The sequence below is a fragment of the Streptomyces sp. WAC00040 genome (assembly GCF_056835925.1).
This window is the reverse complement of sequence record NZ_JAKQZE010000001.1, coordinates 3,801,871-3,828,869: the sequence shown is the minus strand read 5'-3', so window position 1 is coordinate 3,828,869 and position 26,999 is coordinate 3,801,871. Positions and strand designations below refer to the sequence as shown.

Below are 26,999 nucleotides of genomic sequence, written 5' to 3'. Positions count from 1 at the left end.
ATGACGGTCATGGACCACACCGCGCACCGGACCAGCACCGGACACGACCACGCAGCCCACCACGGCGAGCACGCACAAGAGGGTGCGTCCTGGGGGATGGCGTCGAAGGCCACACTGCACTGCCTGACCGGATGTGCCATCGGTGAGATCCTCGGCATGGTCATCGGCACCGCCCTGCTGTGGGGCAACGTGCCCACCATGGCCCTGGCGATCACCCTGGCGTTCTTCTTCGGTTACTCCTTCACCTTCTTCGCCGTGCGCCGGGCGGGCCTGAGCCTCAAGGCCGCCATCAGGGTGGCCCTGGCCGCCGACACCGTCTCGATCGCCGTGATGGAGTTCGTCGACAACGGCATCATCGCCCTGACACCCGGCGCGATGGACGCCCACCTGTCCGACGCCGTGTTCTGGGCGGCGCTGCTGGGCGGCTTCGCCGTCGCCTTCGTGATCACCACTCCGGTCAACAAGTGGATGATCGGCCGCGGCAAGGGCCACGCCGTCGTCCACGCCTACCACTGACCCAACAACCACTGCGCATCTGCGCCGAAGCCTGCAGCTCCTGCGAACAGGCGTGCAGTGAACTGCTCACCGCCCCTCGGCCGGCCACGACCCTCGGGCCTCCCGCCTCCGACCGGGAGGGATTCAGAGCGCGGCTTGTCGCACCGGCGGGCTCTGCTCGCGCTGCCGGCGCCGCCCGTAGCGCGTGACCCCACGGGGCTTGAACACCGACAGGGCCGCGGCCGTGAGCAGCACCAACAGCGCGGCCGCCGCGTCCGCGACCAGCTGGACGCGCATCCCCTCCAGCTCGCCACCCACCAACGCAGTGGTCGCCGCCACGTCGGCCAGATGTCCGACCGGCTGCATGTGCACCACAAGCAGCACCGTCGCAAGCACCGTGATCAGCAGCTTCACGATCACCCAGTAGTGGCGCACCAGCCCCCAGACCGTGCCCAGCGACTGGACCACACCGGTCACCAGCGAGGCGACACCGAACGGGACGATCACGAACCACCCCACCAGCTCGATCGACAGATATGCGCCGCGCACCGTCTGCGGCGAGCCGCTGGTCAGCCCCGCGACCGCGAGGGCCAGGAACGCGGCGACCGCGCCGAGCCAGCCCAGCGAGGCCGTGATGTGCGCGGTCAACGTCAGCTTCCGCAGCCGCGCGCCGAACGGCTTCACGGCGTGTGCCCGACCATGCCGCCGCCGGCCAGGTGCACGATCACGAACACCACGACCAGGACCACCGCGATCACCGCGGACACCTTCACCCAGCGCGGCGCCCCGCCTTCATCAGGGGCGCCCGAAGGCGTTGACGAGCCGGCCATGGCGTCCTCCACAAGTTCAGTGCGGCGCGCCGCACCCAGCCCTTTGCGAGACATACTGTCTCTGTCCCCGGCGGAGTGTATCCACTCCGGAACATCCGTATCCTCGGAGGGTGCCGAAGCTGTGGAACGAGACGATCGACGCGCACCGCCACGCCGTGCGTGAGGCCATCCTGGAGACCACCGCCCGGCTGGTTCACGACGGCGGTCTCAGGTCGGTGACCATGTCCCGGATCGCCGAGCAGACCGGCATCGGGCGCGCCACGCTCTACAAGTACTTCTCCGACGTCGAAGCCGTCCTCCTCGCCTGGCACGAACGCCAGGTCGCCGAGCACCTCCACCAGCTGGCGGAAGTCCGCGACCGCGCAAGAACAGCCCAAGAGCGCCTCGACGCGGTCCTGAAGGCATACGCGGCCATCGCCCGGCAACGCCATGCAGGCGAACTCGCCACCCTCCTGCACCAGGGCGAGCACGTCGCCCACGCCGAGCGGCACCTGTCCCGCATCGTGGAGAACCTCGTGGCCGAAGGCGCCGCGGCGGGCGACCTGCGGGGCGACGTCCCGCCCGCCGAACTCGCGCAGTACTGCCTCCACGCCTTGACCGCCGCCGCCGGCCTCACCTCCGAAGCCGCCCTGAACCGCCTCGTCGACGTCACCCTCCGCGGCCTCCGCCCCGTGCACTGAGCCCGACAGGAACGCTCGATCGCACGAACCTGCAGGTCAGGACCTTTTACAGGCTCATCCCACGTCGGTTGCGCCGCGCCGGAGCGTCACTGCCCTGCTCTCCCCTCGTAGTCATGTCGCCGGTTCACGGCAGGGGTGCACCGCTCCCTTACGACTGCCGGCGTCGTGGTGTATCGCCTTGCGCGCTCAGCCGTGTCAGTCATGGGCGGCGGCGAGGGCGGCGATGAGCACCACGGCGCAGACGAGGTGATAGTCGATGAACGGGTTCGTCGACATGCCCGGTGAGCCGTCCGACAGGTGCTGAGCGGGTGGCCACCCGGCCATCCACATCAGCGCCATCATCACGGTGCCCGCGAGGGCCGTCAGGCGCAGCGCCACCCCGGCGGTCAGGGCGAGTCCGATGCCGAGCAGGCCGAGCATGAACAGCCAGTCCGCCCGGGCGGCGCCTGGCGGTTCCATCGGTCCGGCGGCGACGTGACCGAGGAACCCCTCGGCGGGTGAGCCACCGTCGATCCAACCCTTGCCGGACCGGGCGGCACGGCCGAGTCCGAAGGTCTTGGTGCGTGCGGACGCTGCGGATTGCGGAGGCGGCGTCGGGTGGGGCAAACCGCCACCAGCATCGCCCAGGACTGTTCGGCCCTGATCAGCGCATCGGGACCAAGGCACCTTCGTCGTGCACCCCGCACGGGCCGCTGGTCCCGACTCGCGCGACCCGGTCCGGACCGGGAGACCCTGACCACCGGGACCATGGTCCCTCGTCCTGCGTGCGAGAGGGGCGGGGCGGCCGAGAGCTGTTAAACCAGAGGATGCCTGCCGCTGCGCAGCGGCAACTCTTCTCCGCTTCCTCTCTCAGGAGTGTCATGCTGTCTGCCGAGTCGGCCTCGCTGATCCGGGCCACCCTGCCTGCCGTAGGCGGGGCACTGGATGAGATAACCACCCGCTTCTACGCCACGATGTTCGCCGAACACCCCGAACTGCTGGACGGCATGTTCAACCGCGGCAACCAGGCCAGCGGCGCGCAGCGCAGGGCGCTGGCCGGGTCGATCGCCGCCTTCGCCGGTGCGCTGCTGACCGACCCCGGCACCCGCCCGGACGCCCTGCTCGCCCGCATCGCCCACAAGCACGTCGCTGTCGGCGTCACCGAAGACCAGTACACGATCGTGCACAAGTACCTGTTCGCCGCGATCGCGGACGTCCTGGGCGAAGCGGTCACTCCGGAGGTCGCGGCCGCGTGGGACGAGGTCTACTGGCTGATGGCCGGCGCCCTCATCGCCCAGGAGGCGCGCCTTTACCTCGAAGCCCAGGTGCAGCCCGGTCACCCCTGGCGGCAGTGGACCGTCGTCGAACGCCGCCAGGAGACCGCCGACACCGTCTCGTTCGTGCTGCGGCCCTCCGACGGTGCCCCCGCGCCGCGCGCCCGGGCCGGACAGTACGTCAGCGTCCGAGTGCAGATGCCCGACGGGGTGCACCAGCTGCGCCAGTACAGCCTCTCCTCGGCCCCCGGCGACCAGGCGCGCCGGATCACCGTCAAGCGGGTGACCGGCGAGAGCGCCCCCGACGGCGAAGTGTCGGGCCTGCTGCACCGCACTCTTGAGGCGGGTGACGAACTCACCCTTTCCGCTCCCTTCGGCGATGTCGTGCTGGACGATACGGACGCTCCGCTGGTGCTGGTCTCCGCCGGCATCGGCTGCACTCCGATGGTTGCCATGCTCGAGCACCTCGCGGCTACCAACTGCACCCGTCCCGTCACGGTCCTGCACGCCGACCGCTCACCGGCCGACCACGCGCTGCGTGCCGACACCGACCGGTTGGTCAGCACGCTGCCCGATACGCGCGCCACGTTCTGGTACGAGCAGGGCGCGGTGGAAGAGCTCGCATGCCGGACGGGGCTGATGAACCTCGACGCTCTGGAGCTGCCCGCCGACGCGAGCGTGTACCTGTGCGGCCCGCTCCCCTTCATGCGCGAGATCAGGTCGCAGCTTCTGCGTGGCGGAATTCCCGCCCGTAACATCCGCTACGAGGTCTTCGGCCCCGACCTGTGGCTGGCCGACGCCACCTCCTGAACGGCCCCGGCCCCCTGGCGCGCCAACCGGTCACCGCCTTCCGTGAGGGTCACCCCGTGGCCGCTGCCGGCCCACTGCCGTTCTCACGCCGTTGGTCCACGCGCCGTGGCTGCGCACCGCGCAGCCACGGCGCTGCCGACGGTGCGGATGCGGCCATCAACGGTTGCCGGTTGCGTCCTGGCCGAACGGTGGCGACCCGATCCCCGCCCCTTCGACGACCCCCTCCGCGGAAGCCGGACGTCGGATGCTTGCGGTGTCATGCCGTGCCTTCGACGAACAGTCCACGCCCGGCAGCCTGTCGGCGCATGCATCCGTCCATTCACAGCAAGGCGGACCACGCGGCAGAAGCCGCGCGTGCCTGGGCTGCGGGCGTACCGGCACCGCGCTGACGGCGGGTCGGCCGGGGCCGGCGGTACGAATGACCCCATGCGGCTTCTGACAGGTTCGACGAATCTGGTGGCGGGACGCCGCGAGCGGTTCGGTAGCCGGGCGGCGCTCTCGTCACGACTCGACGGAGGTACACGATGCGCCCGCTTGAGGACGCCGCCAGAGCAGCAGCATCGACGACAGGAGGCCGCACCTCCCGGGCCGGCCGTCCGTGGATGATGCTCACGCTGGCCACATCGGGGTTCGCGGTCAACTTCTGGGCCTGGGCGCTGCTGAGCCCACTGGGTCCGCGGTTCAAGGAGACCCTGGCGCTCAGCTCCTTCGAACAGTCGCTGCTGGTGGCGGTGCCCGTCGTGGTCGGCTCGCTGGGGCGAATCCCTGTGGGGGCTCTGACCGACCGGTTCGGCGGCCGGGTGATGTTTCCCCTGGTGTCGGCGGCGACCGTCGTCCCCGTGCTCTACCTCGGGCTCGCCGGCCACTCGTCACTGGCGGCCCTGCTCGTGGGCGGGTTCTTCCTCGGCATCGGGGGTACAGCCTTTGCGGTGGGAGTGCCGTTCGTCAGCGGCTGGTTCCCACCGGAGCGCCGCGGACTGGCGATCGGCGTCTTCGGAGCCGGGATGGGCGGCACCGCGATCAGCGCGCTGACGACCGTCAAGCTGGTCGACACCCACGGCATGGCCAACCCGTTCCTGATCACCGCCACGGCGCTCGCCCTGTATTCCGTGCTGGCCGCGGTACTGCTGCGCGACGCGCCCGGCCGCACCGTCCCGAGCGAACCACTCTTCCGGCGGCTGGCCGACACCGTACGGCTGCCCATCACCTGGCAGGCGTCCGCTCTGTACGCGGTCGCGTTCGGCGGCTACGTCGCCTTCTCGGTCTACCTGCCGGCCTACCTCAAGACCGGCTACGGGCTCGAGCAGGCCGACGCGGCGAACCGAATGGCCGGCTTCGTCCTGCTCGCTGTGGCCATGCGCCCATTCGGCGGCTGGCTCTCGGACCGGCTGGGCCCGACCCGGGTCCTGACCGGCAGTCTGGCCGTAGTGATCGCGGGTGCGGCCGTCCAGTCGACCACGCCGCCCTTGGCCCCGGTAGGCACCATCGCCTTCCTCTCCCTGGCTGCGGCCCTCGGTGCGGGCAGCGGCGCGACCTTCGCCTTGGTCGCCCTGCTCGCGCCGGCCAACAAGGTCGGCTCGGTCACCGGCGTCGTCGGCGCGGCGGGCGGCCTGGGCGGGTTCATCCCGCCCCTGGCCATGGGAGTCATCTACAGCGCCACGGGAAGCTACGCCCTGGGGCTGCTCCTGTTGGCTCTGGTCGCTTCTACGGCACTCACCTTCACCGTCACCCGGGTACGACGAGCCGCCGCCGATGCAAGCCGCGGCACCACCAACCCGTCATGACCACTCCCTTTGGACGAGGACCCGGCCGGCGGACGGCGGCTCACCAACAAAGGCGCCGGGGCACTCGCAGCTCGAGGCCGATGCGGTGCTCGCCGTGCCGGTGTCGGCCGCCGCCGGGCTGCTGGCCGGCAAGGCGCCCGCCGCGGCGGCCGAACCGCGCTGTCGAGTACGCGGACATGCTCTGGTCACCGTGGCCTTCGACCGGGCGGACGCCATCAGGCTGTTCGGCCCGACCTGGGGCGTCTCGGCTCGGGAGATACCGGCGCCACTGCGAAATCGGCCGCTTTGCGCGCATATGGACGGTGGAACTGAATTGGCGTCACTCTCGTGGTGCCGTCGTCGACTTATGAGTATCCGGTGGCCCTAGAGTCGCCTGCGGTGGGACCGATCACAATTCGAACGGGCAGGTCTGCCCGGAAGCGGAGTGCACGGTGAGTACCGAGACCAACCCGGGGCAGCGGGCAGCACTGGACGGCCCGCTTGCGGACGCGCTGGTGCGCAGTCGGCGTTTCTTCACCCGGGCGGAGGTGTCGGACGACGGGCGCACGCTGTACCGGGTCGGAGGGCGGTCGGCGGACGACTTCTACCGGGACCGCTGGTCGCACGACAAGGTGGTGCGCTCCACGCACGGCGTGAACTGCACCGGCTCGTGTTCGTGGAAGGTGTACGTCAAGGACGGCATCATCACCTGGGAAGCCCAGCAGACCGACTATCCCTCTGTCGGCCCCGACCGGCCGGAGTACGAACCTCGCGGCTGCCCGCGCGGGGCTGCGTTCTCCTGGTACACCTACTCGCCGACCCGGGTGCGCTACCCGTATGTGCGCGGGGTGCTGCTGCAGATGTACCGCGAGGCCAAACAGCGCCTCGGCGACCCGGTCCTGGCCTGGGCGGACATCGTCGGTGACCCGGAACGTTCCCGCCGCTACAAAGCGGTGCGGGGCAAGGGCGGGCTGGTGCGGGCGAGCTGGGACGAGGCGGCCGAGATGATCGCAGCCGCGCACGTGCACACCATCAAGGAGTACGGCCCGGACCGGCTGGCGGGCTTCTCCCCCATCCCGGCCATGTCGATGGTCTCCCACGCTGCCGGGGCGCGCTTCTACTCGCTGCTCGGCGGGGCGATGCTGTCCTTCTACGACTGGTACGCCGACCTGCCCGTCGCCTCCCCGCAGGTCTTCGGCGACCAGACGGACGTCCCCGAATCCGGCGACTGGTGGGATGCCGGGTATTTGATCATGTGGGGTTCCAACCTGCCGGTGACCCGCACCCCTGATGCGCACTGGATGGCCGAGGCCCGCTACCGGGGACAGAAGGTCGTAGCCGTGGCACCGGACTACGCGGACAACGTGAAATTCGCGGACGAGTGGCTGCCCGCCCGGCCCGGCACCGACGGGGCCCTGGCGATGGCCATGGGACACGTGGTCCTCAAGGAGTTCTTCGTCGACCGGCAGGTCGACTACTTCACCGGATACGTCAAGCGCTACACCGACCTGCCCTTCCTGGTCACCCTCGATCGGCGAGACGGGGACGCAGACGCTCCCCGGGTGCCGGGGAAGTTCCTGACCGCCGCCGACCTCGGCGGCGAGGAAGCCGCGGCGGAGAACGCGGAGTTCAAGACCGTCCTGCTGGATGCGCTGACGGGGCGGCCCGTGGTGCCCAACGGCACGCTCGGCCACCGCTATGGCGAGTCCGGCATGGGCCGGTGGAACCTCGACCTCGGTGACACCGACCCGCTGTTGAGCGCCGCCGGGGGCGATCAGGCCCCGGTGGAGGTGGAGCTGCCACGCTTTGACACCCCCGACGGGCGAGCGGGGCGGCTGCTGCGGGGGGTGCCCGTCCGCCGGATCGGCGGCCACATCGTGACCACCGTCCTCGACCTGCTGCTGGCCCAGTACGGCGTGGCCCGCGAGGGGCTGCCCGGCCGGTGGCCCGCCGGATACGACGACCCCGATCAGCCCTGTACACCCGCCTGGCAGGAGGCGATCACCGGAATCGCAGCGGAGAAGGCGGCCCGCATCGGCCGGGAGTTCGCCGCCAACGCCGAGGAGTCCCGCGGCCGATCGATGATCATCATGGGGGCGGGTACCAATCACTGGTTCCACTCCGACACCATCTACCGGGCTTTTCTCACCCTGACCACGCTCACCGGCTGCCAGGGCGTCAACGGCGGCGGCTGGGCCCACTACGTCGGTCAGGAGAAGGTCCGCCCGATCACCGGATATTCGGTGCTGGCCACGGCCGCCGACTGGAACCGGCCCGCCCGTCAGATGATCCAGACCGCCTACTGGTACCTGCACACCGACCAGTTCCGCTACGACCCCTTCAGCGTCGACACCCTGGCGGCCGCCTCCGCCGGCGGCACCTTCGCGGGAAGGTCCACGGCCGACGTCATCGCGCAGTCCGCCCGTCTGGGGTGGATGCCGTCGTATCCCACCTTCGACCGCAACCCCCTGGCTCTCGCCGCGGAAGCGGAGGCGGCCGGGCGCGAGGTGGGACCGTACGTAGTGGCCGAGTTGAAGGCCGGCAGGCTGCGCTTCGCCGCCGAGGACCCCGACGCTCCCGAGAACTTCCCTCGAGTACTGACCGTGTGGCGGGCCAACCTGCTGGGCTCCTCCGCCAAGGGCAACGAGTACTTCCTCAAGCACCTGCTGGGCACCGACTCCTCCCTACGAGCCACCGAGGCACCCGAAGAGGCCCGCCCACGCCACGTCGTGTGGCGCGATCAGGCCCCCACAGGCAAGCTCGACCTGCTGCTGTCGATGGACTTCCGAATGACCAGCACCACCCTCTACTCCGACGTGGTGCTGCCGGCCGCGACCTGGTACGAGAAGCACGATCTCAACACCACCGACATGCACCCTTTCGTGAACTCCTTCAACCCGGCCATCTCCCCGCCCTGGCAGACCCGCACCGACTGGGACGCCTTCAACACCATCGCCAAGGTCTTCAGCCGGCTGGCAGCCGCCCACCTGGGCACCGTCACCGATGTGATCGCCGCCCCGCTGCTCCACGACACCCCGGACGCCATGGCCACCCCGCACGGCCGCGTGAAGGACTGGAAGGCGGGTGAGTGTGAGCCCGTTCCCGGCCGGACGATGCCCAAGCTGATCACGGTCGAGCGCGATTACGCGGCCGTGGCGGAGAAGATGACCGCGCTCGGGCCCCTGCTGGACACGCTGGGCGCCACCACCAAGGGCGTCACGTTCACAGTGGAACGGGAGCTGGAGTACCTGCGGCACAAGAACGGCACCGTCCACGGCGGAGTGGCCGACGGACGTCCCTCCATCGCCCGCGACGTTCAGGCGTGTGAGGCGATCCTCGCCCTGTCCGGTACCACCAACGGGCATCTGGCCACCCAGGGCTTCCGCACCGTCGAGGCCCGCACCGGCGTCCGGCTGGCGGACCTCGCCGCCGAGCACGAGGGCAAGCAGGTCACCTTCGCCGACACACAAGCCGCACCCGTCCCGGTCATCACTTCTCCCGAGTGGTCAGGGTCGGAGTCCGGCGGGCGCCGCTACTCGCCGTTCACCATCAACGTCGAGCGCCTCAAGCCGTGGCACACCCTCACCGGCCGCCAGCACTTCTTCCTCGACCACGACTGGCTGGCGGAACTGGGCGAGTGGCTGCCGGTCTACCGGCCCCCGCTGAACATGCACGCCCTCTTCGACGAATCCGAGGTGGGCGACACCGGCGAACTCGGCATCACCGTGCGCTATCTGACCCCGCACAACAAGTGGTCCATCCACTCCGAGTACCAGGACAACCTGTTCATGCTCTCCCTCTCACGCGGCGGGCCGACGGTCTGGATGAGCCGGGAGGACGCGGCGAAGATCGGTGTCGCGGACAACGACTGGATCGAGGCGGTCAACCGCAACGGCGTCGTCGTCGCCCGCGCGGTCGTCTCCCACCGCATGCCGGAAGGCACGGTCTACATGCACCACGCCCAGGACCGGCTCATCGACGTCCCCCGCACCGAGACCACAGGCCGCCGCGGTGGCATCCACAACTCTCTGACCCGGCTGCTGGTCAAGCCCAGCCACCTCATCGGTGGCTACGCCCAGCTCTCCTACGCCTTCAACTACCTCGGCCCCACCGGCAACCAGCGCGACGAGGTCACCGTCATCCGCCGCCGCTCCCAGGAGGTGACGTACTGATGAAGGTCATGGCCCAGATGGCGATGGTGATGAACCTCGACAAGTGCATCGGCTGCCACACCTGCTCCGTCACCTGCAAGCAGGCGTGGACCAACCGCAGCGGCGTCGAGTACGTGTGGTTCAACAACGTCGAGACCCGGCCCGGCCAGGGCTACCCCCGCCGCTACGAGGACCAGAAGACGTGGAAGGGCGGCTGGGAACTCAACAAACGCGGCCGGCTCACGCTCAAGGCCGGCGGCCGGTTCAAGAAGCTGATCACCATCTTCTCCAACCCCGAACTGCCCTCCCTCGACGACTACTACCAGCCCTGGACCTACGACTACGAGACCCTGACCAACGCCCCGCTCCAGGACCACACCCCCGTCGCCCGGCCCAAGTCGCTGATCACCGGCAAGGACATGAAGATCACCTGGTCGGCGAACTGGGACGACAACCTCGCCGGCGCACCGGAGCACGGCAACAAGGACGTCCTGCTCACCCAGCTCTCGCAGAAGGTCAGGTTCGAGTTCGAGCAGACCTTCATGTTCTACCTGCCCCGGATCTGCGAACACTGCCTCAATCCCTCATGCGCGGCCTCCTGCCCGTCCGGAGCGATCTACAAGCGCAGCGAGGACGGCATCGTCCTGGTCGACCAGGACCGCTGCCGCGGCTGGCGCATGTGCGTCACCGGCTGCCCGTACAAGAAGGTCTACTTCAACCACCGCACCGGCAAGGCCGAGAAGTGCACCTTCTGCTTCCCCCGTGTGGAGGTGGGGCTGCCCACCGTCTGCGCCGAGACCTGCGTCGGCCGTCTGCGCTATATCGGCCTGGTCCTCTACGACGCCGACCGCGTCCTGGAGGCAGCCTCCACCCCCGACGACACCGATCTGTCCGAGGCGCAGCGCGGTATCCTCCTCGACCCCCACGACCCCGAGGCCATGGCTGCGGCCGAACGCGACGGCATCCCCCGCGACTGGATCGAAGCCGCGCAGCGCTCACCGGTCCACGCCCTGATCAACACCTACAAGGTGGCCCTGCCACTGCATCCGGAATACCGCACCATGCCGATGGTCTGGTACATCCCGCCACTGTCCCCGGTCGTCGACGCGGTCAGCGGCACCGGCCACGACGCGGAGGACCGCGACAACCTGTTCGCCGCCATCGACGCCCTGCGCATCCCCGTTGAGTACCTCGCCGAACTGTTCACCGCCGGCGATCCTGCACCCGTCGACGCCGTACTGCGGCGGCTTGCCGCCATGCGCAGCTACATGCGTGACATCAACCTCGGCCGCGAACCCGACGCCTCCATTCCTGCCGCCGTCGGCATGGGTGAGGAGGAGATGTACGAGATGTACCGGCTCCTCGCCCTGGCCAAGTACGACGAGCGCTACGTCATCCCGCCCGCGCACGCCGAACAGGCGCACGGACTGGAAGAGCTGGCCACCGAGTGCAGCCTCGACTACGAGGGCGGCCCCGGCATGGAGGGCTCCGGACCGTTCGGTGAAGCCTCAGGCGGCGCCTCGCCGGTTGCCGTGGAGAACTTCCGCATGCTGCATGCCCGTCAGACGACCGACTCCACAACGGACCCGGCCGACAAGGCCAACCGCGTCAACCTCCTCAACTGGGACGGCAAGGGCAGACCAAAGGGCCTGTTCCCGGGCCGTCCCGGAAGCGAGGGAGGCCCTCCGGCGGAGCTGATGGACGGCACCGATCCGAACGCCGAGAGGGAGCCGAAGCCGTGACCCGGCGCACCCCCGACCCCCTGCACGTTGCGGCCTGGCAGGTGCAGTCGCTGCTGCTGGCCTATCCCGACGAGCACCTGACCGGCCATGCTCGTCCGGCTCGACAGGTGGCGGCAGCCCTGCCCGGGCCGGTCGCCACCCCCTTGCACCGTTTCCTTGATCATGTGGAGGCCTGCGATACCACGGACTTGGCCGCCGAGTACGTCGCCGTCTTCGACCACCGCCGGCGCTGCTGCCCCTTCCTGACGTACTACGCCCACGGGGACACCCGCAAGCGCGGGGTCGCGCTGCTGCGCATGAAGCAGACCTACGCCGCGGCGGGACTGCGTCTGTCCGACGACGAGCTGCCCGACCACCTGGCGGTGGTTCTCGAGTTCGCCGCGGTCGAACCGGAAGCCGGGCGGAAGCTGCTGCTGGAGCACCGGGCCGGTCTGGAGCTGCTGCGCCTGGCCCTTGACGACGCCTCCGCTCCCTGGGTGCATGTCCTTGAGTCGGTGTCGGCGACCCTGCCGCCACTGGCCGGAGACGAGCGGGAGGCCGTCGCCCGGCTGGCCGCCGAGGGCCCGCCGGAGGAGCAGGTCGGCCTGGCGCCCTTCGCACCACCCCAGTACATGCCCGACCCGGTGGGAGGCCGCCGATGATCTTCTTGGTGAGCACGTCGACGGAGCCGACACTCGAGAACGCCGCGGCCGAGCCCGGAGCGCTGGGCATTCTGCTGTGGGTGGTCCTGCCGTACGTGGCACTGGTGCTGTTCGTCGGCGGGCACGTCTGGCGCTACCGCTACGACAAGTTCGGCTGGACCACCCGCTCCTCCCAGTTGTACGAGAGTCGGCTGCTGCGCATCGGCAGCCCGCTGTTCCACTTCGGCATCCTGGTGGTTCTCATCGGCCACATCGGAGGGCTGCTGATCCCTCATGGCTGGACCGAGGCCGTCGGGATCACCGAGCACACCTACCACGTCGCCGCCGTCGTCCTGGGAACCATCGCGGGGGTGAGCACGCTCGGCGGACTTGCCATCCTGATCTACCGGCGCCGCACCGTCGGCCCCGTGTTCAGTGCCACCACCCGCAACGACAAGCTGATGTACGCCATGCTCACCCTCGCCCTGGCGCTGGGACTGGCCGCCACGGTGGCCGCGAACATCATCGGAGGCGGGTACGACTACCGGACCACCATCTCCCCCTGGTTCCGGTCGATCTTCTACCTCCAGCCGGATCCCGCCCTGATGACCGGAGTGCCGCTACTGTTCCAGCTCCACGCTCTCAGTGCCCTGGCACTGTTCGCCATCTGGCCGTTCACCAGGCTGGTGCACATGCTCACCGCCCCGCTGGGCTACCTCACTCGTCCCTACATCGTCTACCGCAGCAGGGACCCGCGACTCGGCGCGCGGGCCCCCCGACGCGGATGGGAACGCGTCCGATAGGCCGGCCCGCAAACTGGCGGCTCTCCTTGTCCCGGTGCAGCGGGTCGCTGTACAGGACACTCCGCGCGGGCAGGGCGGCCCGCTCAGGTGAGCCACCCCGAGAGCTCTGGTCAGTCACTGCTGCGGCGCCTGCCCAGGCGTGCGACGAGGAACCCCAGACCACCCACTGCGACCGCGATCGCGACTTCTCGGTATCCGAGTGCTGTGGTGACGAGAAGGCCCCGGAGCGGAGGGAGGTACAAAGCGGCTGAGGCGAGTCCCGCCGATGCCGCGACCGCCGTCGGCAGGAGCAGGTTCTCACGTGTCAGCAGGCGGTCCCGCAGTCCCAGGGCAACCCCCAGTTGGGCGAGCAGCAACGACAGGAACAGGACGCTCTGCCATGGCGCACCGGTCATGCGGGCCGTCCACCCCGCTGTCAGCGAGCCGGCGGTGACCACTGTCGCGATGAGCAGGAGTCGCTGCCACAGCCCGTCGCCCAGGACGTGCTGGTCGGGCGGGCGCGGGGCGCGGAGCATGGTTCCCCTGGTGACGGGCTCGGCGCCCATCGCGACGCCGGTGAGGCCGTGGGTCAGCAGGTTGATCCACAGGATCTGTCCGGCGCGCAGCGGCAGCGGCAGACCCAGGAGAGGGCCGAGGAGCATGACGAGGATTTCCGCCGCTCCTCCCGCCAGCCCGTACAGCAGGAAGCGCCGGATGTTGTCGTAGACCCGGCGGCCCTCTTCGACGGCGCTGACAACGGTGGACAGTTCGTCGTTGGTCAGCACGAGATCGGCGGCCTGCCGGGCAACCTCGGTGCCTCTGCGTCCCATGGCGACGCCGATGTCGGCCTGCCGCAGGGCGGGCCCGTCGTTGACCCCGTCGCCGGTCATGGCCGTCACGTGTCCTTGGGCCCGCCATGCCTGGACGATGTCGAGCTTCTGTTCGGGGTCGGTGCGGGCGAAGATCCGCACGGCCGTGAGGTCCGGCACCCTGCCGGCGGCCAGTGTCCGTCCGGTGACGACCGTGTCGGGCTCGGTCCCGGTGACGAGGCCCACGCGTTGCGCGATGGCGCTCGCGGTGGCCGGGTGGTCACCGGTGATCAGTACGGGGGTGATGCCGGCGGCCCTGCAATCGGCCAGCGTCCGGGCGGCGGCTGTCTTCGGCGGATCCGCGAGAGCGGTCAGGCCCAGCAGCCGCAGGCCCGATTCGGCGTCCGTGACGTGCCCGGGAACCTCGCCGCGTTCGGCCGATGCCACGGCCAGGACCCGAAATCCCTCGGCCGCCAGCGTGGCCGCATGCTGCCGGGCACGTTCGATGAGGGCGGCCGGCTCGTCGAGGACGGCGGTGTCGAGGACGGCTTCCGGAGCGCCCTTGAGGCAGATCATCGACCGGCCGCGGCCGGTGGTGTGCACCGTGGTCATCTTCTTGCGGACGCTGTCGAAGGGTTCCTCGGCCGTCCGCGGGTAGAGCACCCTCAGTTCGCGGTGCTCGGGGCATCCGGCCTTGGCCGCGGCGGCGAGCAGAGCCGCCTCGGTGGGGTCTCCCAGCGCGGTCCAGCTGCCGTCGTCGCTGCCTTGCGGTGTCCGCGCGGGCGGCCGGAGTTCGGCGTCGTTGCACAGCGCGGCGGCTATGAGCAGTTCTCGTACGGGAGCCAGCTCCAGGAGGTTTGCGGCCCTGCCGTCCATCCGTACCTCGCCCGCGGGGTCATAGCCGGAACCGGTGAAGGTGACTTGCCCTACAGGGGTCCAGACGTGTTCGACCACCATGCGGCCTTCGGTCAGCGTGCCGGTCTTGTCCGTCGCCAGAACGGTCACCGAGCCCAGCGTTTCCACGGCGGCAAGACGGCGGACGAGGGCGTGCCGTGCCACCATGCGCCGGGCCCCGAGCGCCAGGGCCACGGTGACGACCGCCGGCAGGGACTCCGGGACGGCGGCGACCGCGAGGCTGATCGCGGTCACCGCCATGGTGGCCGGAGCCGTTCCACGAAGCAGCCCGAGGAGGAAGACCACCAGGCACAGGCCGAGCGCCACCAGGGCAAGCACCCGGCCAAGGCCCGCCAGCCGGCGCTGCAGCGGGGTCGGCTGCGGGCGTGTGTCCAGCAGTTCGGCGATGCGGCCCAGTGCGCTGTCCTTGCCGGTGGCGCTCACGTGCGCGATGCCTCGTCCGCGGACCACGACGGTTCCGGCGCGCAGGACGGCGTCCTCGGCGCCGGCCCCGGTCGGGGACTTGTCCACGGGCACGGACTCGCCGGTCACCATGGACTCGTCGATCAGCAGGGACGCCGCCTGTGTGAGCCGGGCGTCCGCCGGCACGATGTCGCCTTCGCCGAGGACGACGACGTCTCCCGGCACCACATCCGAGGACGGCACCTCCTTGTCGATTCCTGCGCGGCGCACCCGTGCGGTGGGCGCAGACATGGCGGACAGCGCCGCCACCGCGTGATCGGCCTTCACCTCCTGCACCACTCCGACAGTCGTGTTGACCAGGACGACGAGTGCGATGACGGCCGAGTCGGCGAAGTCGCCGATCGCGACAGTCAGAGCAACAGCGCCGAGCAGCACCATGATCAGCGGGTCCCGCAGCTGTGCGGCGACGCGCGACCGCAGCGGGACCGCTCTTTGGGTGATCACCGTGTTGGGCCCGTGCTCGACCAGGCGCCGCGCGGCCTGCTCATCGGTGAGCCCTTGGGAGTGATCGCCCTTGAGGTCCCTCACCGCATCGATGGATGGCACGCACTTCTCCTGTCCGTCGTGCCGGATGCCGAGGCGGTCGCCCACGGCCTCAGCTCTCGCTCGCGGGCACGGTGATCACCGGGCACGGGGCGCGGTGCAGCAGGCCGTGGACCACCGATCCCAGACGCATACCGGTGTACCCGCCGCTTCCCCGCCGCCCCACGACCACTGCCGCCGCGTCGGCGCAGGCACGCGCCAGTTCCTCGACAGGGTGCCCGCGCCCCACCTCCTGCGTCACGCGGACCTTCGGGTACGTCTCGGCGATGCCGGCAAGGGACTCTGCGAGAAGGCGCCGTCGTTCGTCCGTGGCGCGCTCTTCGTCGCCGAAGAAGACGACGGGGCGCTGCCATGCCCAGAGCGCGTGCAGGTCTGCCCCGCGCAGGTGGGCCTCCTCAAAGGCGAACCGGGCTGCGGTCCTCGACGACTGGCTGCCGTCGATGCCGACGACCAGGCGAGAAGAACCTTCCGTCGTGGTGTGCTCGGGCTCGCGGACCACGACCACGGGACAGCCGGCTCGTGCACTGACGGGGACGGCCACCGAGCCGGCGCTCAGGATCTCCTCGGCCCGGCTCAGGCGGCGCGAGCCGAGGACCACCAGACGCGCATGTGCCGCCTCCCGGCAGAGCACTGCCGCGGGCATGCCATCGAGTAGCTGCGTCACTACGGTGACTTCCGGACGCAGAGCGCCCAGGTGCTCCCGGGCCGCGGTGAGCACCCTTTCACCCTGGGCGCGCAGGGACATGGAGTGCGGGGTCATCTCCACGGGCCGGAGGTCGTGCCTGGGCGGTATCGACAGCAGCAGCCGCAATCGCCATCCCGTGCGAGCGGCTTCATCGGCGGCCCAGGCAAGTACGGGGACCGAGGGCTCCCTCGGGTCGATCCCCACCAGGATCTCGTCGCGCGTCGCACGGCTGGTCATCGCTGCTCCTCCTGCCTGCGGCGGGGCATGATCATGATCGGGCAGGACGCGTGATGCACCAGGGCGTGGGCCGCGTGCCCCAGGCCGGGGCCAAGGCCTATAGGCCGTCGCCGTGCGCCTATGACGAGAAGATCCGCCGTCCGGCTCGCCTCGACGAGATGGCCGGCGACAGAGGTCCCGCTCGCGATGTGCGTGTCGAGCAGAAGCCCCGGGAAGGCCTCACGCAGGCTCTCGGAGAGCATCGTCAGATCGTCCCTGCGGGCCTTCGCCGGCTGGTTCAGGCCATCAAGCATGGTGGCCACGTCCCCAACGTGCGTCAGAGGGTTCCACACGGTCAGCAACCGCAGCGTCGCCTTGCGCAGGAGCGCTTCCCTGGCGGCGTGGCGCAGCCAGTCGGCGTCTGCCGCACCGCGTACCGCCGCGGTGACCACGGCCGTGTCGGGACCGTCGGCCTCTCCCCGGACCACCACCACGGGCAATCGGCTGCGCGCGGCCGTCTCCAGTGCCACGGAGCCGAGCATGAGGGTGGCGAAACCACCCAGCCCGCGATGTCCGACGCAGAGGGTGTCGTCCCGCTCTGCCGCGATGCGCAGGGCGGACACGGGGTCTTTGCGGCTGAGTTCTCTGACCACGCTGACCCGGGGGAACCGCTCCTGGACCATCGCGGCGGTGTCGGTGAGCAGATCACGGCCCTTCTCATGGATCCGGTCGATCATCTCCGAGGACGCAAGCCGTGTCAGACGCTCCAGATCCGCTGCATGGACGATGCGCAATGGCCGGCCGCGCCGGTCCGCCTCGTCCGCTGCCCAAAGAGCCGCGGCCCTGGCGTGCGCGGAACCGTCGACACCGACGACGACCGCCCCGAAATCGGAGTCAAGGGAAATGCCGGTGTTCATGTTGCCTCCTCGGGAACGTGCGGGGGTCGCACGCTTCACGCTGTCACCGCAGGGGCTGTACGAGGCAGGGCCGCGCAGGCCCCCGGCAGGGCCGAAGGTCCCTCGCCCTCACTCCGGCTACCTGGCCCGGCCGCTGCGGCACGGCCTCTGACCGCCTCGGCGGTCACGTTCGGCGCTGATCTCGGGTGCGTGGTTGGGCCGGCTGCCCGGGGCGGGGTCCGCGCTGGGCCTGGACGGTTGCAGCCGCACGAGAACCGACGGCTCACCGAACCGCGACGGTCGGGCCTGCACGGAGCCTCGCTTCCGGCTACGGCTTCCCGGGCGGAGGCGCCGGCCATTCCGCCTCTACGCGTGAGTCGCCGCAGGCCAGGTGTTTCCCGCACGGCTCTCCTCCGCCCGGCTCCGAGGGTCCTTCGGCCCACGCCCTACCCGAGCGGCCCTACTGCTCCTGCTCGACAGAGGGCAGGCTGGAGACGAAGCCGGGGACCCGGCGCTCCACGACAAGGGAGCGGCCGGCGTCGTTGCGCGGGTCAGCTGCGGCTGAGCTGATGTGCCCGTTCCTCTACAGGGCTTCGCGGCTGTGGGCCGCGCCGTGCCCAAGGGCCGAGGTGGCTTGTCTGGGCCATGCGGCGTACGGCGTGGTCCATCAGGCGGCCAGTCCCGTCATGGTGGTCCCCGGTGTCGACATTCACAACGCCCTCCGGAGGTGACCCCGTGTCCGCACGTACACCGGACCCACCGTCCATGACGTCGTGGGTGGCCGATGCGACCACCGCGCCGTCCATGCACAACGCCCAGCCCTGGCTCTTTCGCTATGCCCGGGCGGAGGGCGTACTGACCATGCGTATGGACCCGGCGCGCACGATGCCGCACACCGACCCCTCCACCCGCGGACTGCACATCGGCTGTGGGGCGGCCTTGTTCAACCTGCGCGTGGCTGCGGCACGTGCGGGATGGGAGCCGGATGTCCAGTTGCTGCCGGATCCGGCCGATCCCGAAACCCTGGCCGTGATCACGTTCACGCCCTCCGGCGTGGACGACGACATCGCGGGCCTGCACCCGGCACTCAGCAGGCGGCATACGAGCAGGGAACCGTTCTCCGACGAGGCCGTTCCCGAGGCGGTGCTCGACGGGCTGCGCGGTGCCGCACGGGCGGAAGGCGCACGCCTCGATCCGGCGGGCGAATGGCAGGTGCAGGCGTTGCTCGACCTCGTGTGGGACGCGGAGCGTGCCGAAGCGCTCGCCCCTGGCGTACGCGAGGAGATCACCCGATGGACGATCGGTTCGGATCCGGCGCGACCGGAAGGCATCCCCACGGAGTCCCTCGGACCCCGCCGTTACGACGGCCGTGCGCCCGTGCGTGACTTCACCGGTGGCCATCGCGTCGAGGGCAGCAGGTCCGCGGTGTTCGAGCTGTCGCCCTGCCTGGCGGTTCTCGGCACGCGCGAGGACGGACGTGAGGACTGGCTGCGTGCCGGTCAGGCCATGGAGCGGGTGCTGCTGCAGGCGACGCTGGACGGACTGGCCACCTCACTCAACTCCCAGGCCCTCGAATGGCCTCAGCTGCGCTGGGCGGTGCGCGATCCCTCCTCGACAGCCGGCTACCCGCAGATGCTCATCCGGCTGGGCTACGGCCCTGAGGCTCCTGCGACCCCTCGTCGGCCGGTGTCGGAGGTACTCGTCCTCGCCTGAGGCGCCGCGGGCCGGTGCGTCACCCCGGTCGCGGCCGACGATGCGGCGCCCGGTCACCCGGCGGGGCTTCACTGTGATCCACAGGTCGCCCGCCCCGCCGCCCCATGGGCGGCTGCGCCTGTGCGCCTCCAGCCGCCGTACGGCCTCAGGTCCGGTGCCGTCCTGGCATCGCCGACGATCAGGACGCTCCACCCCCCGGCTGAATGCGTCATCGATGCGGTCCACCTCGAAAGGCGACCTCGTGACCGGCAGCTTCGGCCGGCCCGGCGTCCGCGGAGGTCCGGTGGGCGACCTCCGCCCCGACCGAGACGCAGTGACCGAAAGACGGCCGGCCCGGCGTCGGTGATCACCGCGATACGGCCCACCCCGTGGCTGCCGAGCGGTTCCCAGCATTCCTGTGACGTCGGTTCGACGAGTTCGGGGTGGTAGGCCCCGCCCCACCTCCCCTAAGCCAGGGGGAAGGTCCACCGTGGTCCTGCTCGGCGGCGAGTCCGGCAGCTCGGGCTTTGATCGTGCACCCGTGCGTATCCACGCTGGGCACCGGACTCCTTCGCCGCACGACGAAGGAGGGTCAGCGGCTGTCCTCGCCCGCTCCCGGTGGTAGGGCGGCGCGTCCGGCTTCGAGGCGTGCGACGGGCACGCGGAAGGGTGAGCACGAGACGTAGTCCAGGCCGGCGTCGTGGAAGAAGTGGACGGACTCGGGGTCTCCGCCGTGCTCTCCGCACACGCCGATCTTCAGCTCCGGTCGTGCGGCGCGCCCTTCGGTGACCGCGATCCTGACCAGTCGGCCCACGCCTTCGCGGTCGATCGTCTCGAAGGGGGAGGTCTGGAAGATGCCCTTGTCGAGGTAGGCCGAGAAGAACGCGGCCTCGACGTCGTCCCGGGAGAAGCCCCAGGTCGTCTGCGTGAGGTCGTTCGTGCCGAACGAGAAGAAGTCCGCGTCGGCAGCGATGCGGCCTGCGGTGAGGGCGGCTCGTGGAAGCTCGATCATCGTGCCGACCGGGCAGTCCACAGCGATGCCGCTGCCGGCGGACACGCGCTTCAGCACGCTCTCCACTTCCTCCCGCACCAGCCGCAGCTCCTCCACCGCGTCGACCAGCGGCACCATGATCTCGGCCCGGGGATCGCCGCCTGCCCGCTTGCGGGCCACGACGGCCTCGGCGACGGCCCGTACCTGCATGGCCACGAGCCCCGGCACGACCAGGCCGAGCCGTACGCCACGCAGCCCCAGCATCGGGTTCTCCTCGTGCATGCGGGTGACTGCCGCGAGCAGGTCCGTCTCCCGCGGATCGGGCATCCTGCCCAGGGCCTCATTCCGGGCGAGGCGTACGGACAGCTCGGTGAGGTCGGGCAGGAATTCGTGCAGGGGCGGATCGAGGAGCCTGATGGTCACCGGCAGGCCGTCCATCGCTTCCAGGATGCCGATGAAATCCTCGCGCTGAAGGGGCAGGAGGGCGTTCAGGGCCGCTTGCCTCTGTGTGTCGTCGCTCGCCAGGATCATCGCTTCGACCAGAGGGCGGCGCTCTCCGAGGAACATGTGCTCCGTGCGGCACAGACCGATGCCCTGGGCTCCGAAGCGCCGGGCGCGGGCGGCGTCCTCGGGTGTGTCGGCGTTGGCCCGCACCTCGAGGCGCCGGGCCTCGTCCGCCTGCCCCATGAGCCGGTGCACGTCCCGTACCACCTGTGGGGCCGACTCCCCGGGCGGCTGCCCACCGTTTTCGAAGTAGCGCATGACCGGGGAGTCCGCGAGGGGCGCGGCGCCCAGGAACACCACGCCCTCGGACCCGTCCACGGAGACCACGGTGCCTTCCCGCACGGTGACCGAAGACGTCGAGAAGAGCCGTCCCGCCGGGTCGACGGTGAGTTCCTCGGCCCCGCACACGCAGACCTTGCCCATGCCCCGGGCGACGACGGCCGCGTGGCTCGTCTTGCCGCCGCGGCTGGTGAGCACGGCCTCGGCGGCGATCATGCCGGGCAGGTCGTCGGGCGTCGTCTCCTGGCGTACGAGGACGACCTTTTCCCCGCCGGCTGCCCGGCGGACCGCTTCGGCCGAGTCGAACACCACGGCGCCGACGGCCGCACCGGGCGAGGCGGGAATGCCACGGGCCAGCACCTCCTGGGTACTTGAGCTGTCGAAGCGGGGGAACATCAGCCGGGCGAGCCCTTCGCCGTCGACCCGGTCCAGCGCCTCCTTCTCGGAGATGAGCCCCTCGTCGACCAGCTGCCCCGCGATGGCGAAAGCGGCCTGCGAGGTGCGCTTGCCGACACGGGTCTGCAGCATCCACAGCGTGCCGCGCTCGATGGTGAACTCGATGTCGCACAGGTCCCCGTAGTGCGCCTCCAGCCGCCGCATGCAGTCGCGCAGCCGGCCGAAGGAAGCCGGATCGATGTCCTCCAACTCCTGGAGGGGCACGGTGTTGCGGATGCCGGCGACCACATCCTCTCCCTGGGCGTTCGGCAGGTAGTCGCCGTAGACGCCGGGCTGCCCGGTCGCCGGGTCGCGGGTGAAGGCGACACCGCTGCCCGAGTCGGGGCCGAGGTTGCCGAACACCATGGTCTGGATGTTGACGGCGGTGCCCAGGTCGTCGGGGATGTGCTCGCGGCGCCGGTAGATCCTGGCCCGCTCGCCGTTCCACGAGGTGAAGACGGCGAGGATGGCCCGATGGAGCTGCTCGGCGGGGTCCTGCGGGAACTCCTCGCCGGTCTCCTCCAGAATCAGGTCCTGGTAGGTGCCGACCAGCCTGATCAGGTCGCAGGTGTCCAGCCGGCTGTCGTCAGCGGCATGGTGCTGCTTCTTGATCCCGTCGAGGACCGCCTCGAATCGGGCGCTGGGGACCCCCATGACCGTGCTGCCGAACATCTGCACGAGGCGACGGTAGGAGTCCCAGGCGAAGCGCTCGCGCTCGGGGGTCTTGCCCAGGCCGAGCACGGACAGGTCATTGAGGCCGATGTCCAGGATGGTCTCCATCATGCCCGGCATGGAGAACCGGGCGCCGGAGCGGACCGAGAGCAGCAGCGGGTCATCCACCTGGCCGAGCCGCCGCCCTGCCGCGCGTTCGAGCGCGGCGAGGTGCTCAGCCACCTGGCCCTCCAGCTCCGGCGGGGGTTCACCGGTCGCGAGGAAGACCCGGCAAGCGTCCGTGGTGACGGTGAATCCGGGTGGCACCGGCAGGCCCATGCGGGCCATCTCGGCGAGATTGGCGCCCTTGCCGCCCAGCAGGTCCGCCATGTCCCGGCCGCCCTCGGCGAAGTCGTACACGTACTTCGGCTCCATGACACCGTTCCCCTCTCTTGACAGCGGTCCGGGCCACCCCGGATGCCCGGTCGATACGGCTCGGCCGTCACTCGTGCGCGACGACCGCCACGCGGGCCGCCCAGTGATGCACGCAATGGACCACAGGCCCGATGCGGGCCCCCGCCGCGAGCGTCAGTGCCGGCCCGACCATGGCGGCCGAGCATCGTCCGCCGCCTCGACCAGGCGCTGCGCCGTGCGCCCCTCTTCGCCGCCCGCACCGCGGCCGCTTGGGTGGAGGTCGAACCGTGGCCGCCGACGACGACCCCGCCAAGGCCGGGGCGTAGCGTGCTGCGTCCATGGCTCTCCTCGGTCCGGTGCGAGCCGATGGTTTCAGGCTGGCATCTGTCCCGACAGGACCGCAGGGCCGCAGGGGGCAAGGCCGCGGGGCCAAAGGTCCCATCGGGACAAGTCCCACACGATCCGGTCCGACCTTCGTGGACGGCCTGCTTCATCCGCTCAGTCCGGACGACATCCGCCGCGCACACCCCCTACCTCGTCCACGGCGAACCCACCGCATCCGACGCCTGCGCGACCGCATCGACCACGAACTGGGCTCGACGGCCGTCGTTCCCGCTGTTCTTGTCGCCGGACGGAACCCCGGCCCGGGGCGGTCCGCGCAGTGCCTTCTGCCACCTCGCGTTCACGGGCGTGGGCCCGACGCAGGCGTTCGTTGACCTCCTGGAGCTCCCGGGCGCGGGTGTAGAGCTCGGCTTCCAGAACCTGGGCGCGGTCCGTGCCGGTGCGCGCGCCGCGGGCGCGGATGAGTTCGGTGACCTCCTCCACGCGGTGCAGCAGCAGAGCGACGGTGCCGTCGGGGGCAAGGACGGGAGCGTTGACCGGACTCCAGTACGGTCCTCCACGTCATAACGCTGCAAGGCCGTGGCGTCGTGTTTCCCCGGTGGCAACGACCCGCTCCAAAGAGGCGCGCAGGTTGCGCATGCCGGACGCGGAAGGATCGGAGGGATTATCGGGGAAGACGTCGAACAGGTAGCGGTCGACCACCTGCTCGCGCGTGCGTCCGGACATCGTCAGAAACGCCTCGTTGGCGTCCGCGTACACCAGCCCAGGGGTCAGGAGAGCGACCGCGCCGGGCAGCGCCTGGAAGACTGCCTGGTAGTCGATCCCGCGTCCGCTCATCGTCCACCTGTCCGTGCTGCCGGCCATGACACTGCCCCTACGGTAGGCACGCGGGCCCGGGACGGCCTATGTCCCTTGACCGTTCGGGCCCCGGACGGGCGGTCCGCCGTCGCGGCCTGGGAGGCTCGGTGGGCATGGAGGCGTGCGGTCGGCTTTGATCAGTGCCTCGCGGGTTCCTTGCCGCACCGTCCGGCGTGTGACCGCACGCCTGGGTTCCTGTCCTGGTAACCGGCGACCGCCGCGGACATGAGTTGCGCAATCCGAGACCGGGTCCGGAGGGCCTACAGAGAGTAGACGTGGACCTGGGGAGCCGGGGACGGCGTGGCCCGCCGCGGAACGGCGTGGTGGTCAAGGCGATTGCCTTCCGTGCGGGCCGCGGGTGGCGGGCGTGGGAGCGGCCGGTGCCGGACCGGCTCCCTCGGTGTCACCGGCCTGGGCTGCGGCCGGCCGGCCTCCGGTGCCGGTGGCCGTGCCGGTCCGACCGCGGGTGGCGATCAGGGACCAGGCGATGGAGACGGTGATGGTGACGGCGATGACGGAGAGGGTGAGGGGAATGGGAAGCTTGCCGACGGGCGTCTCGGACAGGATGAGCTTCACGCCGGCGAAGGCCAGCAGGACCGCCAGTCCGTAGTGGAGGTAGGCGAAGCGGCGCAGGAGTCCGGCCAGGCAGAAGTACAGGCTTCGAAGGCCCAGGACGGCGAAGGCGTTGGCGGTCCACACCAGGAAGGTGTTGGTGGTGATCGCCAGGACGGCGGCGACGGAATCGACGGCGAAGATCAGGTCGGTGGCCTCGATCGCGACGAGGGCCACGAACAGCAGCGTCGCCACGCGCTTGCCGCCCACGCGGATGAAGAAGTTGTCGCCGTGGAACTTCGCATCAGTAGGGATGAGCTTCTTGACCAGGCGGACGACGGGGTTGCGGTCGGGGTGGACTTCTTCGTCCTTGGAGACGGCCATCTTCCAGCCGGTCCAGATCAGGAACCCACCGAACAGGTAGGCGGTCCAGAAGAACACCTGGAGCAGCTCGGCGCCGACGAAGATGAACACCAGCCGGGCCGCGAGCGCCCCGAGAACGCCCCAGAAGAGGATCTTGTGCTGATAGGCGTCGGGGACGGCGAAGAAGGAGAAGACCAGCGCGAAGACAAAGACGTTGTCGATCGACAAAGCCTTCTCGATCAGGTAGCCGGCGTAGTAGGTGGAGGACACCTCCCCGCCCTGCCACGCCAGCAGGATCAGGCCGAAACCGAGGCCGATGGCGATCCAGACGCCGCTCCAGACCGCGGCCTCGCGGAAGCCGATGACGTGGTTGTCGCGGTGGGCGATCAGGTCGACGGCGAGCATCACGCAGATGCCGACGGTGACGGCGCCCCACATCCACAACGGGACCGGGAACGACAAGTCATTCATCGCGAAACGATTCCTCTCTCAGGGCCGGACGGCAGGTCGCCTACGGGGAAGAGGCGGTCACGGCGCGGGTGACCGCAGGGGTGTCCAGGGGGCCGGGGCGACCGCATGGACGAACGGGCCGCCGCGCACAGCCGCGGCCTCGATCAAGGTGAACGCGTCCAGCCCTTCCGGCCCGCGGCGTGCGGCTACCACGTCCGGGGCCCGATGGCGGGAGGCCAGCGCCAGGAGTTCCTTCGCCGCCGCCGACCGCGCGCCCCTGCCCGGGGTCAGGTGGAACACCTCGGGGATGTATCCCGTGCGATGGGGCATGACCCTCGGCAGGACCCTGGCCAGTACCCCCCGCACCGGCGCGGAGATGGGGCCCAGGCCCGAGCGGCGGGCGTGCGCAGGCACGACGGCGATCAGCAGCAGCGGGACTCGACGGACCAGCGCCATGCGGGCGGCGGTCTCGGCCACCGCGACGTCGTCGATGCGATCGGTCAGCACCGCCGCCACGGGCCGGACGGGCCCGGCCCGCGCGGAGCGGGTGATGTGGGCGTGTGCGGGAGGGAACAGCAGTCGAGCCATAACACTTACCCGCCTTCCTGAATGGGAAGAATGCCCCAATCGTCACCCGACTCCACGACATGCGTCAACAGTTACGCGAAAACTTTTTCGCTAATAAAGTTTCACGTGAGGGGGGACACGCGAAGCGGCCTTCGTATGATGGAGCCCATGAGTAGCTCATCGGCACGCGGCGACCAGTGGACGTTCCTGACCAATCACGCACGGGTACTGCTGTGGATCGCCCGCGACCCGGAAGTCCGGCTGCGCGACGTCGCCGCAGGGATCGGCATCACAGAGCGGGCGGTGCAGATCATCGTCGCCGACCTGGAGGCCGCCGGGTACCTGACCCGCACCCGGGTGGGCCGCCGCAACCGCTACACCATCGACGACAGCGTCGCCCTGCGCCACCCCTCCGAGGCCGACCACCCCGTCGGTGACCTCCTCGGCGCCTTCCTTCACCGCGAGGACGCACCGGAAAACGCGCCCGCCGAGCCCGAGGCGGTCGCACGGCCGTGACCGAGGAACCGCTGCCGTCGGTGGTGCGCGACGTCATCGCAGGCGTCGTCGACGCGGTGCGCGCGGGGGATGACGCCCGCATCGATCGTCTGCTGGAACAGCTCGCACAGGGTGTCGCCACCCCCGATGCCCTCTACGAACTGCGCAGGCAGCTCTCCAAAGAGGCGACGTCGACTTAGAGGGCTGAGTACGGGACGGCGCCCGGTTGCCGTGCCCAGCCCTCGCCAACACGTCGTGCAGCACGAAGTTTTCAGGGCCGGCACGGAGGCGGAGCGGATCTGCCGGGTGTCGACCGGGTGGATGACCGCTTCGCGTACGACGTCGTACTCACTGGTGTCGATGGCGTGCTGGGTGCGGGGAGCGCGTCGGCCTTGACCGGCCGGCGCGGGGCCCGGGGCTCGAAGTCGAGGCCGCGGGCCGTCGGTCCAGGCGGGGACGCCGAGTCTGTCCAAGGGAGTGGCGAAGTCAGGTGCCGTGGCCAAGTGGCCACCTGTCAAGGCGGCGGTGTACGGCGGCGTCGAAGGACCTGATGTCGAGCAGGACCGGATCGGTGCCGGCGAGCAGCGCCTCGTCGGCACGGGCGCCGAGCGCGCCGGAGGTGTCCAGGACGGTGTGCGGGCCAGTGCCTTGCACCGGTGCGGCACTTCGGCGGTGAAGGTCGACGGCGATGCTGTCGGCGCGGTCGTCGACGCATGAGGCGCCCTCCGCCCTGCGACACGGCGCCTGTCGTCGT

General features: G+C 70.3%; 20 protein-coding genes and 2 pseudogenes. 12 read left to right on the top strand and 10 right to left on the bottom strand.

Going from position 1 to position 26,999, the window contains the following annotated elements; translation table 11 throughout:
- Positions 1–516, top strand: coding sequence for a DUF4396 domain-containing protein (locus tag MDN94_RS17615; RefSeq protein ID WP_482727103.1), 516 nt, complete (start codon positions 1–3; stop codon positions 514–516).
- Between the two features lie 123 nt (positions 517–639).
- On the opposite strand, the gene MDN94_RS17610 is transcribed toward MDN94_RS17615, so the two are convergent.
- Both MDN94_RS17610 and MDN94_RS17605 read right to left on the bottom strand, forming a co-directional pair.
- On the bottom strand, positions 640–1,179 hold the full coding sequence (locus MDN94_RS17610) for a hypothetical protein (protein WP_482726697.1): 540 nt from the start codon (positions 1,177–1,179) through the stop codon (positions 640–642).
- Positions 1,176–1,325: a hypothetical protein gene (locus MDN94_RS17605; protein WP_482726696.1), complete on the bottom strand. Its 150-nt coding sequence runs from the start codon at positions 1,323–1,325 to the stop codon at positions 1,176–1,178. The genes MDN94_RS17610 and MDN94_RS17605 overlap by 4 nt, the downstream gene beginning before the upstream one ends.
- 110 nt (positions 1,326–1,435) lie before the next feature.
- Between MDN94_RS17605 and MDN94_RS17600 the strand changes: the two genes are divergently transcribed.
- A complete protein-coding gene (locus tag MDN94_RS17600; protein WP_482726695.1) occupies positions 1,436–2,005 on the top strand; it encodes a TetR/AcrR family transcriptional regulator in 570 nt (189 codons plus the stop codon).
- A 204-nt stretch (positions 2,006–2,209) separates the two neighbouring features.
- On the opposite strand, the pseudogene MDN94_RS17595 reads toward MDN94_RS17600, so the two are convergent.
- Positions 2,210–2,563 (bottom strand): annotated as a pseudogene (locus tag MDN94_RS17595) (hypothetical protein); the annotation flags it as partial.
- Positions 2,564–2,865: 302 nt separating this feature from the next.
- On the opposite strand from MDN94_RS17595, the gene MDN94_RS17590 reads away from it, so the two are divergent.
- The 6 genes from MDN94_RS17590 (at position 2,866) to narI (ending at position 13,147) form a co-directional block, all read left to right on the top strand.
- On the top strand, positions 2,866–4,068 hold the full coding sequence (locus MDN94_RS17590; RefSeq protein ID WP_482726694.1) for a globin domain-containing protein: 1,203 nt from the start codon (positions 2,866–2,868) through the stop codon (positions 4,066–4,068).
- Between the two features lie 602 nt (positions 4,069–4,670).
- On the top strand, positions 4,671–5,852 hold the full coding sequence (locus MDN94_RS17585) for an MFS transporter (RefSeq protein ID WP_482727102.1): 1,182 nt from the start codon (positions 4,671–4,673) through the stop codon (positions 5,850–5,852).
- Between the two features lie 431 nt (positions 5,853–6,283).
- The gene (locus MDN94_RS17580) at positions 6,284–10,003 is read left to right on the top strand and encodes a nitrate reductase subunit alpha (protein WP_482726693.1); all 3,720 of its coding nucleotides are present in this window, start codon (positions 6,284–6,286) and stop codon (positions 10,001–10,003) included.
- Complete coding sequence (narH, locus tag MDN94_RS17575; protein ID WP_482726692.1) at positions 10,003–11,724, top strand: nitrate reductase subunit beta; 1,722 nt, start codon at positions 10,003–10,005, stop codon at positions 11,722–11,724. The genes MDN94_RS17580 and narH overlap by 1 nt, the downstream gene beginning before the upstream one ends.
- Positions 11,721–12,365 carry a nitrate reductase molybdenum cofactor assembly chaperone gene (gene narJ / locus MDN94_RS17570; RefSeq protein WP_482726691.1) on the top strand — a complete coding sequence of 215 codons (645 nt, stop codon included), beginning with the start codon at positions 11,721–11,723 and terminating at the stop codon, positions 12,363–12,365. The genes narH and narJ overlap by 4 nt, the downstream gene beginning before the upstream one ends.
- 62 nt (positions 12,366–12,427) lie before the next feature.
- Entirely contained in the window at positions 12,428–13,147 is a 720-nt protein-coding gene (gene narI / locus MDN94_RS17565) for a respiratory nitrate reductase subunit gamma (protein ID WP_482727101.1), read from the top strand.
- 110 nt (positions 13,148–13,257) lie between these two features.
- Here narI and MDN94_RS17560 read toward each other — a convergent pair whose 3' ends face one another.
- Genes MDN94_RS17560 through MDN94_RS17550 form a run of 3 tightly spaced genes read right to left on the bottom strand, consistent with a single transcriptional unit; the run spans position 13,258 to position 17,673 of the window.
- Positions 13,258–15,858: a cation-translocating P-type ATPase gene (locus MDN94_RS17560; RefSeq protein WP_482726690.1), complete on the bottom strand. Its 2,601-nt coding sequence runs from the start codon at positions 15,856–15,858 to the stop codon at positions 13,258–13,260.
- A gap of 49 nt (positions 15,859–15,907) precedes the next feature.
- Positions 15,908–16,777, bottom strand: a complete 870-nt coding sequence (locus MDN94_RS17555) for a universal stress protein (RefSeq protein ID WP_482726689.1) — start codon at positions 16,775–16,777, stop codon at positions 15,908–15,910.
- The gene (locus tag MDN94_RS17550) at positions 16,774–17,673 is read right to left on the bottom strand and encodes a universal stress protein (protein ID WP_482726688.1); all 900 of its coding nucleotides are present in this window, start codon (positions 17,671–17,673) and stop codon (positions 16,774–16,776) included. The genes MDN94_RS17555 and MDN94_RS17550 overlap by 4 nt, the downstream gene beginning before the upstream one ends.
- A 714-nt stretch (positions 17,674–18,387) precedes the next feature.
- Between MDN94_RS17550 and MDN94_RS17545 the strand changes: the two genes are divergently transcribed.
- Positions 18,388–19,365 carry an Acg family FMN-binding oxidoreductase gene (locus MDN94_RS17545; RefSeq protein WP_482726687.1) on the top strand — a complete coding sequence of 326 codons (978 nt, stop codon included), beginning with the start codon at positions 18,388–18,390 and terminating at the stop codon, positions 19,363–19,365.
- A gap of 571 nt (positions 19,366–19,936) precedes the next feature.
- On the opposite strand, the gene ppdK is transcribed toward MDN94_RS17545, so the two are convergent.
- The 4 genes and pseudogenes from ppdK to MDN94_RS17525 all read right to left on the bottom strand — a co-directional run bounded on the left by ppdK (position 19,937) and on the right by MDN94_RS17525 (position 25,771).
- Positions 19,937–22,639, bottom strand: a complete 2,703-nt coding sequence (ppdK, locus tag MDN94_RS17540; protein ID WP_482726686.1) for a pyruvate, phosphate dikinase — start codon at positions 22,637–22,639, stop codon at positions 19,937–19,939.
- Positions 22,640–23,287: 648 nt separating this feature from the next.
- Positions 23,288–23,797, bottom strand: a pseudogene (locus MDN94_RS17535) (PAS domain-containing protein); the annotation flags it as partial.
- A gap of 348 nt (positions 23,798–24,145) precedes the next feature.
- A complete protein-coding gene (locus MDN94_RS17530) occupies positions 24,146–25,204 on the bottom strand; it encodes a TerC family protein (protein ID WP_482726685.1) in 1,059 nt (352 codons plus the stop codon).
- 57 nt (positions 25,205–25,261) lie between these two features.
- Positions 25,262–25,771 carry a universal stress protein gene (locus MDN94_RS17525; protein ID WP_482726684.1) on the bottom strand — a complete coding sequence of 170 codons (510 nt, stop codon included), beginning with the start codon at positions 25,769–25,771 and terminating at the stop codon, positions 25,262–25,264.
- Positions 25,772–25,918: 147 nt separating this feature from the next.
- Here MDN94_RS17525 and MDN94_RS17520 point away from each other — a divergent pair, with 147 nt between their 5' ends.
- From MDN94_RS17520 to MDN94_RS17510, 3 genes are all read left to right on the top strand, one after another.
- Complete coding sequence (locus MDN94_RS17520; RefSeq protein ID WP_482726683.1) at positions 25,919–26,266, top strand: helix-turn-helix transcriptional regulator; 348 nt, start codon at positions 25,919–25,921, stop codon at positions 26,264–26,266.
- On the top strand, positions 26,263–26,445 hold the full coding sequence (locus tag MDN94_RS17515; protein ID WP_482726682.1) for a hypothetical protein: 183 nt from the start codon (positions 26,263–26,265) through the stop codon (positions 26,443–26,445). The genes MDN94_RS17520 and MDN94_RS17515 overlap by 4 nt, the downstream gene beginning before the upstream one ends.
- 295 nt (positions 26,446–26,740) lie before the next feature.
- Positions 26,741–26,962: a hypothetical protein gene (locus MDN94_RS17510; RefSeq protein ID WP_482726681.1), complete on the top strand. Its 222-nt coding sequence runs from the start codon at positions 26,741–26,743 to the stop codon at positions 26,960–26,962.
- The last annotated feature ends 37 nt before the right edge of the window (positions 26,963–26,999 follow it).